Below are 17902 nucleotides of genomic sequence, written 5' to 3' on the forward strand. Positions count from 1 at the left end.
CGAGCTTACATGGACGTACTTGCAGCGTCCCCCGCCACCGGACCCACCCCGCCATACCCCAGGAAACCAGCTTTCGACGTTGCTGTTGCCGTTGCCGTTGCTCCTGCCTCTGCGGGTGCAGGGCGCAGCCCTGCCAGAGCCCCAACACCCCGTACTTGCAACGGTCATCATCCCGGTCCACACTTCGTTGCCGATCTGAAGACGGCAACGATGACCCACAAGATCCCGCTGTTGATCGACACCGACCCCGGTGTGGACGACGCCCTGGCCCTGCTGATGGCCTTCGCCGATGAACGGCACGACGTGGTCGCCCTGACCATCGCCGCCGGCAATGTCGGCCTCGAATACACCGTCCGCAACGCCCTCAAGCTCTGCGACATCGTCGGCCGCGCCGACGTGCCGGTGTTTGCCGGCAGCCCGGATCCGCTGCTGCATCCCTCCGTCGACGCTGCCCACGTGCATGGCCGTGACGGCTACGGCGACGTGGACCTGCCGCCGCCGAGCCGCCAGGCCGAAGCCGAGCACGCCGCGCTGGCCATCCTGCGCCTGTCGCACGAGCACGCTGGCGAACTGATGCTGGTGATGCTCGGCCCGCTGACCAACCTGGCCCTGGCGCTGAAGCTGGACCCGACCCTGCCACAGCGCATCAAGCGCATCGTGGTGATGGGCGGCGCGGTCACCTGCCACGGCAACATCACCCCGGCGGCCGAATTCAACATCGCCTTCGACCCGGAAGCGGCGCACGTGGTGTTCACTTCGTTCAAGCACCTGCTGGTGTCGGACTGGGAAGCTACCGTCGCCCATGGCCTGCCGCTGCAGGACGCCGAGAAGTGGCTGCAGGCCGATTCCGATCGCGCCCGCTTCTACGAGCTGATCTCGCGCAAGACCCGTGGCCTGTCCGAAGACAGCAAGGGCGGCCGCTGGTACACCGCCGATGCGGTGGCCATGGCCTGGGCGCTGAACCCGGAAGGGCAGCTGCGGGTCGAGTCGCGCCCGCTGAACGTGGAGCTGAACGGCACGTTCAGCCGCGGCGCCACCATCGTCGACTGGAACCGCCAGACCGGCCAGCCGGACAACTGCGATCTGCTGATGGCCTACGACCAGCAGCGTTTCGAGGCCCTGGTGCGCCAGGCCCTGGGCGCGGACTGAAGCCGATTGACCCGCACCGGTTGCCCCGAGCGGCAACCGGTGCTTATAATGCCGCTCTTGACCACCAGCCCATTTACGGTGTGAGCCCATGAAGGCCGATATCCATCCGAACTACCGCGACGTCGTCTTCCATGACGTCACCTCCGATTTCAAGATCCTGACCCGCTCGACCATGGCGACGAAGGAAACCATCAAGTGGGAAGACGGCAACGACTACCCGCTGGTGAAGGTTGAAATTTCCTCGGCTTCGCACCCGTTCTACACGGGCAAGCACAAGGTCATCGACACCTCGGGCCGTATCGACAAGTTCCAGAAGCGCTACGCGCGCTGATCTGTCGATCCAGCTTCGAACCAACGGCCGCGCTCTGCGCGGCCGTTTGTTTTTCCCCAACGCCAACCCAACGGGCGTTTGGATGGACGGAACACTGCGTTCGTGTGACAACACTTTTGCCGATCCGGGCCGCTCAACGGCCGGCGTCTGGTCGCCTGTCGTATACGACTTCTGTCTAGCGCCGGGCAAATGCTGCTGTGCGATAATGACCTGATCCCCGGCACAGGCCGAGGACGTCATTCACGTGCCTGACCAATGCGCTTGGGCAGGCGCCTTCCCATGAAGGAGCGCACACAGTGTCCGATCTTGATCAGGTCACGCTCAACGCCGGCGATAAGTCGGTCGTTCTGCCCGTCATCAAACCCACCCTTGGCAACGACTGCGTCGACATCGCGAAGCTGACCAAGGAAACGGGGTATTTCACCTACGATTCCGGCTTCACCGCGACGGCCAGCTGCAAGTCCGCCATCACCTACATCGACGGCGACAAGGGCGTGCTGCTGTACCGCGGCTACCCGATCGAACAGCTGTCGGAAAAGTCGAGCTACGTCGAAGTGGCCTACCTGCTGATCAACGGCGAGCGCCCGAGCGCCGAGCAGCTGAAGGCCTTCACCGATGAGCTGGCTGCCGAAGCCAACGTCGATGAGTCGATCAACACCCTGATCGGCAGCTTCGCCAAGGATGCCCATCCGATGGCGATCCTGACCGCCGCCATCGCGCAGCTGTCGGGCATCTATCACGCCTCGCTGGACCTGTCCGACGCCGAACAGCGCCGCCAGGCCGCCGTGCGCCTGATCGCCAAGGTGCCGACCCTGTCGGCGCTGATCTACCGCCACGGCAAGGGCCTGCCGGCCAACAAGCCGGACACCTCGCTGGACTATGTCAGCCGCTTCCTGAAGCAGACCTTCGAGTCGGCTGACGGCCAGTACGATCTGAACCCGGACGTGGTCAAGGCGCTGGACCTGCTGTTCATCCTGCACGCCGACCACGAGCAGAACGCCTCGACCTCGACCGTGCGCCTGGTCGGTTCGACCGGTGCCAACCCGTACGCGTCGGTCGCCGCTGGCGTCACCGCGCTGTGGGGTCCGGCCCACGGCGGTGCCAACGAAGCCGTGCTGAAGATGCTGGAAGAGATCGGCACTGCCGACAACGTCGAGTCCGCCGTGGTCAAGGCCAAGGACAAGACCTCCGGCTTCCGCCTGATGGGCTTCGGCCACCGCGTCTACAAGAACTTCGACCCGCGCGCCAAGGTCATCGGCGAGATGACCAGCAAGGTGCTCAAGCAGCTGGGCGTGCAGGATCCGCTGCTGGACGTGGCCGTGAAGCTGGAACAGGCCGCGCTGCAGGACGAGTACTTCGTCGCCCGCAAGCTGTACCCGAACGTCGATTTCTACAGCGGCATCATCTACAAGGCGCTGCAGATCCCGACCGAGATGTTCACCGTCATGTTCGCCCTGGGCCGTACCTCCGGCTGGGTGTCGCATTGGCTGGAACAGCAGGTTGATCCGGAAATGAAGATCGGCCGTCCGCGCCAGGTCTACACCGGCAGCGACGTGCGCGACTACCAGGGCTGATCGCCCGCGTAGGTTGTGCTGAGAACGCCCCGCATCCGCGGGGCGTTTTTTTTGCGCGGACCTGGTAGGTGCGGACCGTTGGTCCGCACGATTTCGGCGCCCGCGAAAAATCATCCACGCATGGCGTGGATCTACCACCGCATCCGCCTTCGGTAGGTGCCAACCTTGGTTGGCACGCGCTTCATCGCGCCAAGACCGCGTGATTCAAGGGTCTCGCCAGCTTCACGACCGCTCGCGCAGCCTCAGGACGCCAGCTGCATCCGCAGCACCTGAAATGGAGCGTCCATCCCGATGAGTACCCGATTCGACCCACCCGAGCGCGGCCCGCTTGGTCCCGACGTCGCCACTGTCGTCACCGCCCCCATCGTCGCCCCTCCCAGAGAAAGCGCCGTTTCCTGGGGCGCGATCTTCGCAGGTGCCGCCGCTGCCGCCGCACTCTCCCTCATCCTGCTCATCCTCGGTGTCGGCCTTGGCCTCTCCTCGGTGTCGCCGTGGTCGTTCGAAGGCGTCAGCAAGGAAACCTTCGGCTGGTCCAGCATCGCCTGGCTCACCTTCACCGCACTGGCCGCATCGGGTCTGGGCGGCTATTTGGCCGGCCGCCTGCGCACCAAATGGACGCAGATCCATGGCGATGAAACCTATTTCCGCGATACCGCGCACGGCTTCGTGTCGTGGGCCGTGGCCACGCTGCTGACTGCGGGCCTGCTGACCTCGGCCATCGGCGGCGTGCTCGGCACGGGCGCGAAGGTGGCGGGTGCCACTGCAGGCGCTGCCGCATCCACGGCCGGCGTTGCGGCCGCAGGTGCCGGTAGCGCCGTCGCGGCCGCACCGGAAGGCGACCTCAACTATTGGGTGGATTCCCTGTTCCGCAATGCCACCAACGCCGGTGCTGCCGATCCCACGGCACCGCCACCGCCGGGCGCGCCGTCGGATCCGAACGCGGCTCCGCCGCCGGCACCGAATGCGGGCCCGCGCGAGGCCGGCATGGCGCCGCCGCGCCCGATGCCGGGCCGTGCACCGGCCGGCGACCGTCGCGAACTGCGCGCCGAAGTGAACCGCATCATCGTCAACAGCCTGCAGGGCGATGGCCTCGACCCGGCCGACACCCAGTACCTGTCGCAGCTCATCGCGCGCGAAACCGGCATGAGCCAGGCCGAAGCGCAGGCCCGTGTGACCGATGTGCAGACGCGCATGCGTGCCGCGCTGGAGAAAGCCAAGACCACCGCCAAGCAGGCGGCCGACGATGCCCGCAAGGCCGCAGCGTATGCCGCGCTGTGGCTGTTCATCACCCTGCTGATTGGCGCGTTCTTCGCCAGCCTCAGCGCCACCTGGGGCGGCCGCCGCCGCGACCTGTAACCCGCATTCCATGCAAGGAGACCTGCCATGAAAATGATTCTGCTCTGGCTGTTGGGCGTGCCGATTCCGCTGCTGATCCTGTACGCAATCTTCTTCTGAGATTGCATCGTTGAGTGGGACCCGTCAGGCCGCCGTAAGGCGGCCTGATGCCATCCCGTCGTGCGTGAGCATGTGTGCAGCGTCGAGCCCTGCTCGACTCTACAAAAGCAAGCCTCGGTAGCTGAACTACGACTCCGCGCACCGGCTCGGCGAACACCCCAGCGCACGCCGGAACGCCGCAGAAAATGCGCTCGGAATTGATCCTGAAAGACGCGTCGGGTCCACGATGAATGGTTTCTGACATGGGATGTCGTTTTCACATCTTTTCGGAGTTATTGCATGGGCGTCACAGTCGAGGCGAAGGAAGCTGAGGGCACTTATCCCTGCATGGAGAACACCATGAACCGACGACTCACCCTTGCGCTCATCGCCACCACGTTGAGCCTGCTCAGCGCTGGGGCCTTTGCCCAGTACACCGGCCCGGGCGCCACCCATGCCGTCACCACGGTTGCCGAGGCGCGCGCCCAGCGTGACGACCAGCCGGTGGTGCTGCGGGGCACGCTGGTGGCCAGGATCGGCCACGAGCGCTACCGCTTCAAGGACGCCACCGGCGAGATCGATGTGGAAATCGACGACAAGGATCTGCCCAGCCACCAGGCCGTCAGCGCGACCACCGTGGTGGAGCTGCACGGTGAGGTGGATACGCACCGCTTCAAGCCCACCGACATCGACGTGGAGCACGTCGCCGTGGTGCCCGCGCGTTGAAGGTCGTTCGCGATTTCTACACGTAGCGTCGAGCCGTGCTCGACTCATGCGCACACGGTGCGCCTCAAGCGATAGTCGAGTATCACTCGACGCTACAAATGCAACGCAATGAGGTTTCTTGCATTCAAGTCGTGAGGAAATTTGCATAATCCTCAAACATTGAAAGCCCTCAAGAATTCTTCTTAACGTCCAGCTATTTAGGAATTGTTGCATGGCCTGCGTGCGGTAGGCCTACCTACCATTCTCTCGTCGCCCGTGACCACCTCCACGGGCGGCGCCTCCCTCCCTTTCTCCTTGGGGAGGGGGGCTTTCAAATTCCCCCTGTCCGAGAGAGACACACATGCACGCCATTCTGAAGAAGGCCACGCTCGCTGCAGCGCTGGCCACCGTTTCGCTGTCCGCCAACGCGTTCGACGCCGACATCAAGGTCTGGGCCAACGTCGACCCGACCCTGGCCCTGCTGAAGGCCGATGGCACCGCGCTGGACTCCGTCGTGAACCTGGTCCACAACCCGGTCAGCGGCCTGGTGCCCTGGACCCAGCAGGTGCGCATCTACTCCAACGACGAAGACAAGGACATCGAAGTGCGCGTCGGCAGCGCCCCGCAGCTGCTCAATACCGATGGCAGCGGCGCCCCGGTACCACTGACCGTCAGCCTCAACGGCAAGGCGCTGACCGTGGCCGCACAGGACTTCACCGCCTCCGACCTGTTCGACGGCGCGCTGCCGGGCGCATCGATCCCGATGCCGCTGCGCATTGCGCAGACCAACCAGGCGCCGATCACCAAGGGCGGTACCTACGAAGGCATCGTCACCATCGCCATGCAGCAGAAGACCACCAGCCCGTAAGGCGCCCGCGCCGGCCCGCATGCCGGGCCGGCCGCTTCCGGTAACACCCCCATGAAATCTCCCGCACCCGCCGTCACCCGGCTGGCGGTCGCGCTCGCCCTGTCGTTGGCCACGCCCCTGGTCGCGGCGCGAGGCGTTCCCGCCGGTTTCGAGGATCTGGTCGAAGGCCAGACCGAACAACTTGAGGTGCGCCTGTTCGGTCGCTCGACCGGGCTGGTGCCGGTGCGCGTGACTCTGGAACACGTGCAGCTGGAAGCCCCGGCCGAGGCGCTGCAGGCATTGCAGCTGCCCGCCGAGGCACAGGCCGCGTTGTTGCCAGCGCTGTCGCAGCCGCTGCCGCGCAACAGCCACCTGGCCTGCCGTTACGGCGGCGCCAGCGCCGGTTGCGGTTACATCGATCCCCCCGAGGAGCCCACCGCCGTGCGCGCGCTGTATGACGAAGGCGAGGGCGCCGTGCGCCTGTTCGTCGCCCGCCAATGGATTCCCGGCGAACCGGCCGCCGAGCGCTACCACCAGGTCAGCGCCAATGCCGAAAATGCCTTCCTGCACCAGCACACGCTCAACGTCAGCGGCGGCCGCGGCTACCAGTCGCTGGCCGCGCAGGGCATGGGCGCGCTGGGCGTGTTGCAGCGCGGGCACCTGTCTGCCGATTGGACCTTCAGCCAGCAGCACTATCGCGGCGGCCACGCCAACCGCGACTTCCAGCTGGACAACGCCTATTACCGCCATGACCTGGGGCAGCAGCACTACCTGCAGGCCGGGCGCATGGACCGCCGCAACCTGAGCAGTCCGCAGGGCGGCACGTTCAGCTTCAGCATGCTGCCGATGGACCGCTTCCAGGGCCTGCGCCTGGGCACCACGCAGGCCTACGTGGATTCGGCGGCCGCCGTACAAGCCACGCCGCTCACCGTGCTGCTGGCACGCGATGCACGGGTGGACGCGTTCGATGGCGAGCGCCTGCTGCAGACCTTCTACCTGCAGGCCGGCATCAACCAGCTCGATACGCGCCGGTTCCCGCTGGGCAACTACACCGTCACCCTGCGCATCTACGAAGACGGCGTGCTGGTGCGCAGCGAGGATGCGCCGTTCGACAAGGGCGGCGACTGGACCGACAGCAGCGTGCAGTGGTTCATGCAGGGCGGCCGCCGTAACGAGCGCCGCAGCGACCGTTTCAACGACGAGCTGGCAGCGATGGCCGGCCTGCGCGTGCCGGTGTCGCGCAACGTGGCAGTGACGGCCGGTGTCGCCGACCTCGGCGGCTTCAGCTATGGCGAACTGCGGCTGGACCTGCGCCATGTGTTCGCCACCCAGGAGATCCGCGGCACCTTCAGCGGCATGCACGGCAGCGACGGCAGCCGTGGCCAGCAGCACCAGCTGTCCTACCGTCGCCGCGCCTCGTGGAATGTGTACCACCAGCGCATGCGCGGCCGTGCCTGCCAGTTCGAGGACGACGCGCGCGACCGGCTCGGCTGTGCCGACTCGCTCAGCGCCTCGATGGCGCTGCCAGTGGCGGGCGGCAATGCCTACGTGGCCTACACCCGCCGCCAGACATGGCGCGCAGGCACCGTGCAACCAGGGCTGGGGGATGACCCGCTGGCCGGGCTCGACCCGCTGTTGCCGCCGTGGATTCCGCAGCCCACGCGCGTGCCGCAGCTCAGCCGCACCTGGCAGGCCAGCTACAGCCGCAGCCAGCGCTGGGGCGAGTTCAGTGTCTCCAGCCGCATCGGCGTATGGCAGCAGACCAATGGCGGCGGCCTGCGCGATGGTCGTGACCGCGGCATCTATTTCAACGTCAGCCTCAACCGCCTGCAGCGCGGTGACCGCGGTAGCTCGCAGCGGCGTTACGGCCTGGATGTGCGCCAGCCGCAACATGCACGACCGGACGTCAACTACAGCGCCGGCCAGACCCTGCGCCAGGAATACGAAGACCAGTACCGCGAAGTGTCTGGCGAACTACGCGGCAACAACAACGAACGCTACAGCGCCACGCTGAGCGGGCAGCTGCAGAACCGCATCGGCCAGACCGGTGCCACGGTATCGCGCTACCAGCACCAGGGTGGCAATGAGGTGGCGTACAGCGCTACGCACAGTTCCGGCCTGGCCATCGGCTCGCGCGGGCTGTACTGGGGCGCAGGCGTGGGTGCCGACGCCGGGCTGGCGGTGCAGGTGGACGGCACCGACGACCTGGACCTGACCGGCGTGGCCGCCGAACTGCAGGTGGGTGGATTGCGCCGGCAGCGCCTGAAGCTGGGCGAACGCCGCCTGCTGCCGGTGTCCGCCTACCAATCGCACCGCGCCGAAGTGCAGGACGCCAGCGCACTGGACAGCATCGCCGCTGTGCGTGTGAGCGGCGTCGGTGGCGCGCGTCCGCTGTTCCTTTCGCCCGGGCGGCTGGTGCGCATGCCGGTGCCGATTGAAGTGACCTACACCTTCATCGGCAACGCCCACGACATCGCCGGTGCACCGCTGCGCGGCGCCCGCATTCTCAACGCGCCGGTGCCCGGCACCGGCAGCAATGGAGGCTTCGTGGCCGACTTCCCACGACGCGAAAAGACCCTGTACCTGCTGCAGGACGACCGCCTGCTGCACTGCCCGCTGCAGGTGCGCGAGCGCCGCAGCGTGGTGATGCTGGTGGGCGCCGTGCAGTGCGAACCGCTGGCCGTGGCGCAGCTGCCCGCCGACATCCGCCATCAGGCACGGGTGACGCGACTGCTGCAGGAGCAGGCCTTGATTGCCGCCACGCCGCAGACCGCGGCCGCAGGAGGTGCGCAGTGAGCCGCCGGTTGTGGTGGTTAATGGCGGTGCTGTGCTCGCTGGTGGTGTTGGCGCCGAGGGCGATGGCGCAGCAACCGCCGGAGACCGACCCCAGTCCGATAGTTCAGCAGGTGACGCTTGGGTGGGATCGATCTTCCATGCCAGGTGATCTGGAGATTTGGCCAGACAGGACGGTTCTGGGCTTCAGTCGTGACGTGTCGCGCAAGCTTGGCCAGATACATCTGACCTGCCGATCCAGTGTGGATCCTTCGCAAGGCAGCTGCCGAACCTCTGGCGATGAGGATGTGCTGTTCGGGTCGTCGGAAATCGTACTCAGGATGATCGAACAACGATCCGGTCTTCCAACAGAAGTTAGATTGAACGGTTGGTTGCGACGGATCGTGTCGGGTCGTGCATGCACTGGCGATTTCTGGACCCAGCACGTATATCCGCTGTACTCAGCAGCCTGGGACCAATGCAATGTTGATGAGCCGCTAGGTACCGGAGTAAGGCTTGTACTTCCACAAGAGGAACTCAGGAGACTGGTAGCGGGTCAGTGGCACGGTGAGCTCCAGCTCGATCTCAAAGTGGATCCAGCACAAGGGACGGTGCTGACCAATGTCATCACCTTCGACTTCACCATCACCGACTACAGCGCGGTCTCCATCTACTTCCCGCTCTTCGACCAGGTCACCCCGCACGTCGGCCTGAACCTGCAGTACGACCCGATCGCGCAGACCGTCGGCGGTCGCGCCCAACTCGACATGTGTCTGTACGACGGACTGGGCTCGCAGAGCCAGTACCTGGGCGTCACCGTGCGCGACAGCGGGCCGCGTCCTCCGGGACCTTCCGGCTATTCGGTCTGGCATACCGACGGCGGCAGTGACGCTACGCAACGCGTGGACTACACCGTCACCCTCGATCACAACGGCAGCGCCGTTCCCCTTCGAAACGGCGTGGAGCAGCTGCTGCACGGCATCGACACCGCAAAACTGCGCTTGGTGCTGCTGCCTGGGATGACGCAACCCGTGTTCTGCGTGCCCACGCCGTTGGCGCTGGATACCCCCCGCGTGCCGGTCAGCAGCAAGCGCCCCGGCTATTACGACGGCGATCTCAAGGTGGAACTGCGCGTTCCCACTGTCACGCCCTGATTCCCATGGAGCCCCCGATGAAGCCTCTCATTCGCTGCCTGCTTCCCTTGTCGCTGCTGATGGCGATGCCTGCCCACGCCAATCTCACCGTGCACCCCATGCGCACATCGGTAGACGTGAAGAAGGGCGCGCAGATCCGCATCTATTCGCAGTCCACCCAGCCGCAGTACGTGCAGGCCTCGATCAAGCGCATCGTCAATCCCGCCGGTGCAGAGGAACACGAGGTCGAGGTCGAGCCCGGCGAAGCCGCCATCGCCATCACCCCCGGCAAGTTCGCGCTGGCCGGTGGCGGCAATCGCCTGATCCGGGTGATTCCGCTGCAGCCAGTCGAGAAGGAAACCGCCTACCGCGTGTACTTCGAAGGTGTGCGTGGCCCTGAAGGGATTGAACGCGCAGGCGAGGGTGAGCGTGCACAGGCCAACATCGGCGTCAGCCTGGTCTGGGGCGCGCTGGTCAATGTGCTGCCCGCACAGCCGGCCATGGCGGTGCAGGTGGAAGGCAATCGCCTGCGCAACACCGGCACGGTGCGCGTGGGCATCACCAGCATCGCGGACTGCGATGGTGCGCGCTGCACCGCGCACGACGTGTCGCGAAGCCTGTATCCGGGCAGTGCACTGGAACTGCCTTTCCCCGTGCAGCCGGGACACACGCTGCAACTGCGCTACCGGCTGACCCGCGATGGTTATCGCGAGCACGTACAAACCCTGGCGCCCAACGCCGGTTGACTTCCCAGCCCCGCCAGCGGTGCTGGCGGGGTTCTTTCTGACAGCTTTGTTAAGGAGATCCAATGAATCGTATCTATCGCCGTCTATGGAGTCGCGTCCGTCAGTGCTGGGTGGTGGCCAGCGAGCTGGCGCCATCCCGCGGAAAAGCGTCTTCCACCGTTCGTGCAGGGGGTCTTGTGCTTCTTTCGTTGCTGGTGGTGCCGACTGCTGGCGCGCGCGAGGATGACGAAGATGACACAGCCTGGTGGGCACGACAGACAATGAGTGCCTTCGTCGCAACGGCTGGCGACAGTGGGCGCGCATTCGAGACCCGGGCAGTCAATCGTGGCGATGTGTACAGCAACACGTCGCGGGCCAACTGGAGTGTCATCGACGGCAAGGAGTCCATGGCACTTGGGTCGGAAGCACGTGCCAGCGGTGAACATAGTCTCGCGGCAGGTATCAGCAGCCGTGCCGCGGGTGCGAGAAGCGTGACACTTGGGAGTCTCTCGGAGGCATGGGGAGATAACAGCATTGCGCTCGGTCACTATGCGGTCACCGAGAACGGTGGATATGGCACTGCTGTAGGCACCTACAGTAGGGCCAACGGGATTGGAGCAACGGCGCTTGGGCAGAATGCCAAGGCTCAAACCGAAAACTCCATTGCCGTGGGAAGTGGTTCCATGACGAATCCCGGCGCAGGCATCTCCAAGATTGCCATCGGTGGTGATGCGTACGCGGGCAGTAGTGGCTGGACGGGTGCAATCGCACTGGGCGGGGAATCGCTCGCAGAGTACGACGGTGTGGCTGTTGGTTATGGTGCAAAGACATCGGCAAATGGCACTGTGGCACTTGGTCGTGGATCGCTTGCCACAGAGGCCAACACCGTTTCGGTCGGTAGCGCCAGCGTGAAAAGGCGGGTAGTCAATGTGGCCGATGCGGGGCTGAACTCGACCAGCAGTGATGCGGTCACTGGCAAGCAGCTGTATGCCACCAACTCCAACGTGACCAAGGCCCAGGCCGCGGCCGATGGGGCGAAAACGACGGCCACGGCGGCACAATCCACCGCCAACACGGCCAACAGCAATGCCAACTCGGCGCTGGCGAAGGCCAATGCGGTCAGTGGCCTGGTGAGCCAAGTATCGGCCGCTGGCAACGTAAGGCTGGGTGGTGAGAACACCGGTACGGTGCTGGATGTGCGTAACAAGTCCAATGCTGTTCGCAGCATCACCGGCTTGAAGGATGGGGCGCTTTCTACATCCAGCACTGAAGCCGTGACGGGTAAGCAGCTCAGTGCAACCAACGCCAATGTGGCGACTGCTCAGACGGCGGCCGACGCGGCGAAGACGACGGCCACGGCAGCGCAGACCACGGCCACTACGGCCAACACCAACGCCAACACGGCGCTGGCCAAGGCCAATACGGTCAGTGGCCTGGTCAGCCAGGTATCAGCCAGTGGCAACGTACGTCTTGGCGGTGAGAACACCGGCACGGTGCTGGATGCCCGCAACAAGTCCAATGCTGTTCGCACTATCACTGGCCTGAAGGATGGGGCGCTGAGCACGACCAGCACCGAGGCGGTGACGGGCAAGCAGCTCAACGCCACCAACGCCAATGTCAGCAAGGCGCAGGCAGCAGCCGACGCGACGGCTGCGCGGCTGAACGCCAGCGCCGTGGCGCTGGGCGCGGGAGCTGTCGCGGAGCAGGCCAGCTACGGCATCAGTACGGCGCTGGGCAACAACGCCAAAGCCTACAACGGCAAGAGCGTCGCCATGGGCGCAGACGCTCGCGCGACGGTGGATGACGCGGGTAACAAGATCAGTGGCAACGCGGGTGTGTCCATCGGTGCTGGAACCCGCAGTGGCAACGGTGCGGTGGCGCTTGGATTGGATGCCGTCGCAACGGGTGATCGAGGCGTTGCCGTCGGCCATGAGGCGTCTGGTAAAGGCACGCACGCCACCGCTCTGGGCTTCCAGAGCAACGCGTCGGCCAACCAGGCCACGGCGGTCGGGCGCGGGGCGGTTGCCAGCAGCCTGTATGCCTCGGCACTGGGTAATCAGGCGAGTGCTAAGGCACAGAGCGCGCTGGCCCTAGGTGATCGCGCCAATGCGGCACATGCAGGCGCGGTTGCGCTGGGTAATGGCTCAGCAACGACTGGGACCAATCAGGTCTCGGTGGGCAATGACTCGTTGAAGCGCAAAGTGGTCAACGTGGCGGATGCCGCCTTGAGTACGTCCAGCAGTGAAGCGGTGACCGGCAAGCAGCTGCATGCCACCAACACCAGCGTGGCTGCTGTGAAGGCGACCGCTGACGGTGCGCAGGCGCGCGTGGCGGTACTGGATGGCCTGGTGGGGCAGGTGTCGGCAAGTGGCAACGTGCGCTTGGGTGCAGACAACACCGGCACCGTCGTCGACGTTGCCAACAAGAGTGGCGCCAAGCGCAAACTGCAGAATCTGGCCAATGGCGTGCTCAGTGCGTCCAGCACGGATGCAGTGACCGGGCAGCAGCTCAATGCCACCAACAGCGAAGTGGCCAGTGTGCGCACGGCGGCAACCGCAGCGAAGACGGCGGCCGATGCCGCCCGTGGTGTAGCCGATGGCGCTGTGCAGAAGGCTGATGTCTTGGGCGGACTGGTGGGCCAGGTGTCTGCCAGCGGCAATGTTCGCCTGGGTGCAGAGAACACTGGGACCATCGTGGATGTCGCAAACAAGACCGGAGCCAAGCGACGCATCTACAACATCGCCAACGGCACGCTGAGTGCAGGCAGCACAGACGCGGTGACCGGGCAGCAGCTGTTTGCGACCAATGCCACGGTGGAGACGCAGCGACAGGCTTTGGCTGGGCATGCGCAGCAGCTGACGGATCAGGACGGGCGTATCGCCGACAACCGGGTCGAGCTGGATGCGCTGCGTGCGGACTTCGACAACTTCGATCCGGATCTGGATGGCGTGGTTAAGTTCAGTGCTGATCGCCTGCTGGTGGACATGGAAGGCGCGCGTGTATCGGGTGTGGCTGCCGGAGATATTAGTTCTGCGGCCAGCACGGATGCGGTGAATGGCGGGCAGTTGTTTGCGACTAATGAGCGCGTCAATGCGATCGAGAGTGCCGGAATGTTCCTGAGTATTGGAAGCGACAGCCTCAGCGAAGCCGCTAGGTCAGGTGCCTTTGGTGTGGCCATCGGCGATTCGGCGCAGGCAAGCGTTGAACATGAGGGAGGAACCGCAGTAGGTGCATATGCCAACGCGGGTGGCAAGAACTCTGTAGCCCTCGGCAGAGGGGCACTTGTGGAGAAGGGGGCGGAGAATTCTTTCGCGCTCGGTGCTGGTACACGCGCAGCAGCAGTTGAGACAACGGCGCTTGGCGCGAATAGTAGGGTTGAAGCCAGTGCCGCAAGGTCCGTCGCCGTGGGCGCTGGATCAATTGCAAGGGAATCTGACACCGTCTCCTTTGGGACGAGTCTGTACCAGCGCCGACTGGTGAATGTAAGTCGAGGTATCGCGGAGGGTGACGTCGCCACAATCGCACAGCTCAACGAAACTCTTGCCGGCTTCGGAGGTAGTGCAGGGATGGATGCTCTTGGGAACGTTGTTGGGCCCACCTATAGCGTGCAAGGTGGCAAGCAGGACAATGTCGGAGACGCCCTGGCTGCACTCGATGGGGCGGTGGTCAGGTCAGACAGCCGCGTAGATGGCCTCGAAGGTCAGCTGCGTGCGACGTTCCAACAGTCGCCCTCGACCCGGGCGGATGGCGTTGGTCAGCTGAACTTGGCAGGTGCGCAGGGCATGGTTCTGTCGAATCTGGCCGATGGACGCATTGCGGCAGGCAGCCGTGATGCGGTGACTGGCAATCAGCTGCATGCTGCGGAGCAGAAGATCGAGCACAACAGACGCGACATTGATGCAATGCGGCGCGATTGGCGTTTGGATCAGAGGAATCTGCTGACTGAGATTAGCGATGGAGCTCTCATCGATTTCGGCGGCGCACGCCTGACCGGTGTCGCCGATGCGCGTCTCTCCGCGGATAGTTCGGATGTGGTGCGTGGGAGCCAGCTATTCGAGACTAATCAGCGACTGAATGACATGGAGGGCAAGGATAGGTTTGTATCTATCGGAAGCGGTGGAGAACAGAATGCAGCATCTGCTGGGGCGTTCTCCGTCGCAGTTGGCGATTCGGCGATGGCCGCAAAGGGAAACGAGGGGGGCGTTGCTATCGGCGCGTACGCCTACGCAGGGGGAATGAACTCGATTGCTCTCGGTCGCGCAGCTTCTATTCGAGACGGAGTTAACGACGGGTTTGCAGTCGGCACGCGATCATTGGTGGAAGCTGATGCCAGTATGGCTATTGGTGCCGAAAGCCGAGTTTCTGCAGGTGCTAAGTATAGCGTTGCACTAGGCAGTCTCTCGGTGGCTGACGAGTTTGGTACTGTGTCAGTTGGTCACGCGACATTCCAGCGTCGCCTCGTCAACGTAGCCAACGGCCGCAACACCAACGACGCAGCCACCATCGGCCAGCTCCGCGGCGCCCTGTCCACGCTCGGCGGCAACATCGACGCCAACGGCAACGTCACCACCCCCGGCTTCAACGTCCAGGGCCAGCACCAGAACACCATCAACGACGCACTTACCACGCTGGACTCCGCCGTAGTCAGCACAGGCTCCCGCATGGACCGCGTCGAAACCCAGCTCCGCTCGGTCTTCCAGGAAACGCCTTCCACCCGCAACGACGGCACCGCCCAGCTCACCCTGGCCGGCGCCAACGGCATGGTCATCTCCAACGTGGCCAACGGCCTGATCGCCGCTGGCAGCCGCGAGGCCGTCAACGGCGGCCAGCTGCACGCCGTGCAGCAGCAGCTCAATGGCCGCATGGATGGCCTGGAGCAGCGCGTGGATGGCCAGCCGCAGTCGCGTGCGCTGTCCACGGCTTCGGCCGCGCCCACCGAGCAGGTCACGCCAACGCCGGAAGCCAGCGATTCACCGCAGGTGGCCTCGGCGGGCGAGGGCGTGTCGCCCACGCCGCAGCCGAAGTCGAAGAAGGGCGACGCGCCGTCGCCCACGCCGCAGGTCGATACCGCCGAACTGGAGAAGATGCTGGCCCGCGCCAACGAATACACCGATGGTGCCATCAGCAACTTCGAACGCCGCCTGGACAAGATGGACAAGCGCTTCAACCGCATGGCCGCGATGAGCAGTGCGCAGACGGCCATGGCCATGAACACCGCCGGCCTGGCCACCTACAACCGCCTCGGCGCGGGCGTGGGTTACGCCGAAGGCGAATCGGCCATGGCGGTGGGCTACCAGCGCGTGCTCAACGAAAAGGGCTCAGCCACCTTCAGCCTCAATGGTGCGTTCACCAATAGCGGTGAACGCAGCATGGGCGTGGGTGTGGGCATCGGCTGGTAAGCGATGGAGCCCCGGCGTGACGCGCGTAATCCACCCCGTCGCGCCGGGGTCCTGGCCAAGGAGATGGCAATGTACAGATGGGTAAGCGGCTTCATCAGCTATCGCACGTTCTATATCTGGCGGGCGCGCTATCGCTACTACACACGGAACCTGGATCTGTGGACGCTGATGAGCGGTCTGTGCATCGTCGGTCTACTGCTGGTCCTGTGGTACATGTGGCAGATGCTGGGCGTGCCGCCGCCGCGCATACATCCGGATACAGCGGCGCTGCGCATCGAGGGCGTCACCCACGAGGCGATCCATCGCATCGTGCTGGTGCGCCACGCTGGCAGCACGCGGGGGGCCGAGTTCACCACGCCGGAGGACGTGCGGGCGAGTACGCTGCGCACGATGCGGGTACGGCAGGTGATGGACAGCGAAGTGGTGTGGCGGCTGAAGGCCGACATGCTGGCGGACATCGCTGACTACATCAACGTCACAGGCGGGTGCTTTCCCTACGACTGCCGGCAGATTCGGGATCGGTTGGATCCCGTGCGCAAGGCCGCTGTGGAGAATGCGCAGATCAACGCCTCACTGGCGACGATCCTGGACGTGCCGCTGGACCAGATGCCGCTCTTGAAGGGCGGCGAGCGTGAGCGGGTGAAGAGTGGGTGGTCGGATACGTTCAACGACGTCTACTTTCAGGCCGGCTTGCTGCGGGACCTGCAGGCCATGCATGCGCAGATGATGCGGGAGTATCCACAGCGGGCCCCCGCGCCCTGGTTGCCGCGGTTGCTCAGCGACCCGCTGCGCGATACCCGTTTCGTCTGGTAGCGGGAGCATGATGGGCGCCATCTGCCAGAGCAGGTAGCGCAGCTTTTGTAGAGTCGAGCCGCGCTCGACTGCTCTTCGGTCGGCAATCGGTTGCCTGAAGCACGGTGCGGACCAACGGTCCGCACCCACCAAAGACAGGTACCGCTACGCTCGCCGGCCATGGGCCGGCGCCACCGTCATCCGCCGATGTACGCGGTGATCTCCGCCTCGGCCAGCACCTGCCGCAACTGCGCGACAGACGCGCGCCGCATCGGCTTCTCATCCACGGGTGACAGCGGTGCTTGGCGCAGGGCGTCGTACGGCAGTACGGCCAGGTCGAAGGTCAGTTCCTCGGCACTGAACACCCACACCGGTACATCCAGGCAGCGTTCGCGGTCCATGCGCAGGCGGCGCGTCCGTGATTCGGCGGGGATGCCGTGCTCGTCCAGGAAGCGATGCACGGCCTCCGGGTCGTCGCTGTGCAGGTGCAGCTGCACGGGGCTGTTGGCGTCGGCGGTGCCGTCCAGCACCGGGCCAGCCAGACGTGGGGAGAAGCCGTGCAGGAACTCCAGCGCACGCATCGCGGCCTCGCGGCGGCGTTGCAGTTCGTTGCCGTGCTGGGGCCCGGAGAACAGCCGCTGGTACTCGCGCAGGGCGTCTTCGATCTCGGTATTGCGGGGCAGGGAGGCATCGTCGTGGATGCCGAGCCGGCTGGCGGCCTTCAGCTTGGCCTGGTGGTAGTCGCGGATGCCGCCTTCGGCCATCAGGCGGGCGGCTTCGTGGGCGAGGCGGTGGCGCCGCTCGCGGGTCTGGCTGGCAGCATGCTGACGGGCGCGGTGCATGCGATGACTCCCTGTTGCGACCTGGGTACAGAGTAGCGCAGGGATGTGACATCTGCGTGGGTATGGCGCGGCGATGCCAACCAACGGTTGGCAGCTACCACGGCAAACGGGTGCCGTTGATCCTGTAGAGCCGAGCCCATGCTCGGCTGCTCTACCGCGGGCCCCCGAAGCCGAGCATGGGCTCGGCTCTACAAAGGGC

At 65.1% G+C, this 17902-nt stretch carries 12 protein-coding genes; 11 read left to right on the forward strand and 1 reads right to left on the reverse strand.

The genetic code is table 11. From position 1 onward, the window contains the following. The first annotated feature begins 210 nt into the window (after positions 1-210). The 11 genes from G5A07_RS15505 to G5A07_RS15555 all read left to right on the forward strand — a co-directional run bounded on the left by G5A07_RS15505 (position 211) and on the right by G5A07_RS15555 (position 16882). On the forward strand, positions 211-1149 hold the full coding sequence (locus tag G5A07_RS15505; RefSeq protein ID WP_010484048.1) for a nucleoside hydrolase: 939 nt from the start codon (positions 211-213) through the stop codon (positions 1147-1149). An 88-nt stretch (positions 1150-1237) separates the two neighbouring features. Beyond that, positions 1238-1480: a type B 50S ribosomal protein L31 gene (locus G5A07_RS15510; RefSeq protein ID WP_010484049.1), complete on the forward strand. Its 243-nt coding sequence runs from the start codon at positions 1238-1240 to the stop codon at positions 1478-1480. 296 nt (positions 1481-1776) lie between these two features. Continuing rightward, positions 1777-3054, forward strand: a complete 1278-nt coding sequence (locus G5A07_RS15515; protein WP_049437152.1) for a citrate synthase — start codon at positions 1777-1779, stop codon at positions 3052-3054. A 291-nt stretch (positions 3055-3345) separates the two neighbouring features. Then, entirely contained in the window at positions 3346-4410 is a 1065-nt protein-coding gene (locus G5A07_RS15520) for a hypothetical protein (protein ID WP_191863576.1), read from the forward strand. A 438-nt stretch (positions 4411-4848) separates the two neighbouring features. Beyond that, entirely contained in the window at positions 4849-5214 is a 366-nt protein-coding gene (locus G5A07_RS15525) for a NirD/YgiW/YdeI family stress tolerance protein (protein ID WP_029550882.1), read from the forward strand. 340 nt (positions 5215-5554) lie between these two features. After that, positions 5555-6061, forward strand: a complete 507-nt coding sequence (locus G5A07_RS15530) for a CS1 type fimbrial major subunit (RefSeq protein WP_019338759.1) — start codon at positions 5555-5557, stop codon at positions 6059-6061. Between the two features lie 51 nt (positions 6062-6112). Next, positions 6113-8836, forward strand: a complete 2724-nt coding sequence (locus tag G5A07_RS15535; protein WP_191863577.1) for a TcfC E-set like domain-containing protein — start codon at positions 6113-6115, stop codon at positions 8834-8836. After that, a complete protein-coding gene (locus tag G5A07_RS15540) occupies positions 8833-9966 on the forward strand; it encodes a CfaE/CblD family pilus tip adhesin (protein WP_223107693.1) in 1134 nt (377 codons plus the stop codon). The genes G5A07_RS15535 and G5A07_RS15540 overlap by 4 nt, the downstream gene beginning before the upstream one ends. Before the next feature lie 17 nt (positions 9967-9983). Continuing rightward, positions 9984-10691, forward strand: a complete 708-nt coding sequence (locus G5A07_RS15545) for a pilus assembly protein (RefSeq protein ID WP_191863578.1) — start codon at positions 9984-9986, stop codon at positions 10689-10691. A 62-nt stretch (positions 10692-10753) separates the two neighbouring features. Continuing rightward, on the forward strand, positions 10754-16069 hold the full coding sequence (locus G5A07_RS15550) for an ESPR-type extended signal peptide-containing protein (RefSeq protein WP_191863579.1): 5316 nt from the start codon (positions 10754-10756) through the stop codon (positions 16067-16069). A 69-nt stretch (positions 16070-16138) separates the two neighbouring features. After that, complete coding sequence (locus G5A07_RS15555; protein WP_049432669.1) at positions 16139-16882, forward strand: hypothetical protein; 744 nt, start codon at positions 16139-16141, stop codon at positions 16880-16882. 176 nt (positions 16883-17058) lie between these two features. On the opposite strand, the gene G5A07_RS15560 is transcribed toward G5A07_RS15555, so the two are convergent. Next, positions 17059-17703, reverse strand: a complete 645-nt coding sequence (locus G5A07_RS15560; protein WP_010484059.1) for a hypothetical protein — start codon at positions 17701-17703, stop codon at positions 17059-17061. Between the last annotated feature and the right edge of the window lie 199 nt (positions 17704-17902).

This window comes from Stenotrophomonas sp. AS012628 (genome assembly GCF_010608305.1).
Classification (GTDB): domain Bacteria; phylum Pseudomonadota; class Gammaproteobacteria; order Xanthomonadales; family Xanthomonadaceae; genus Stenotrophomonas; species Stenotrophomonas geniculata.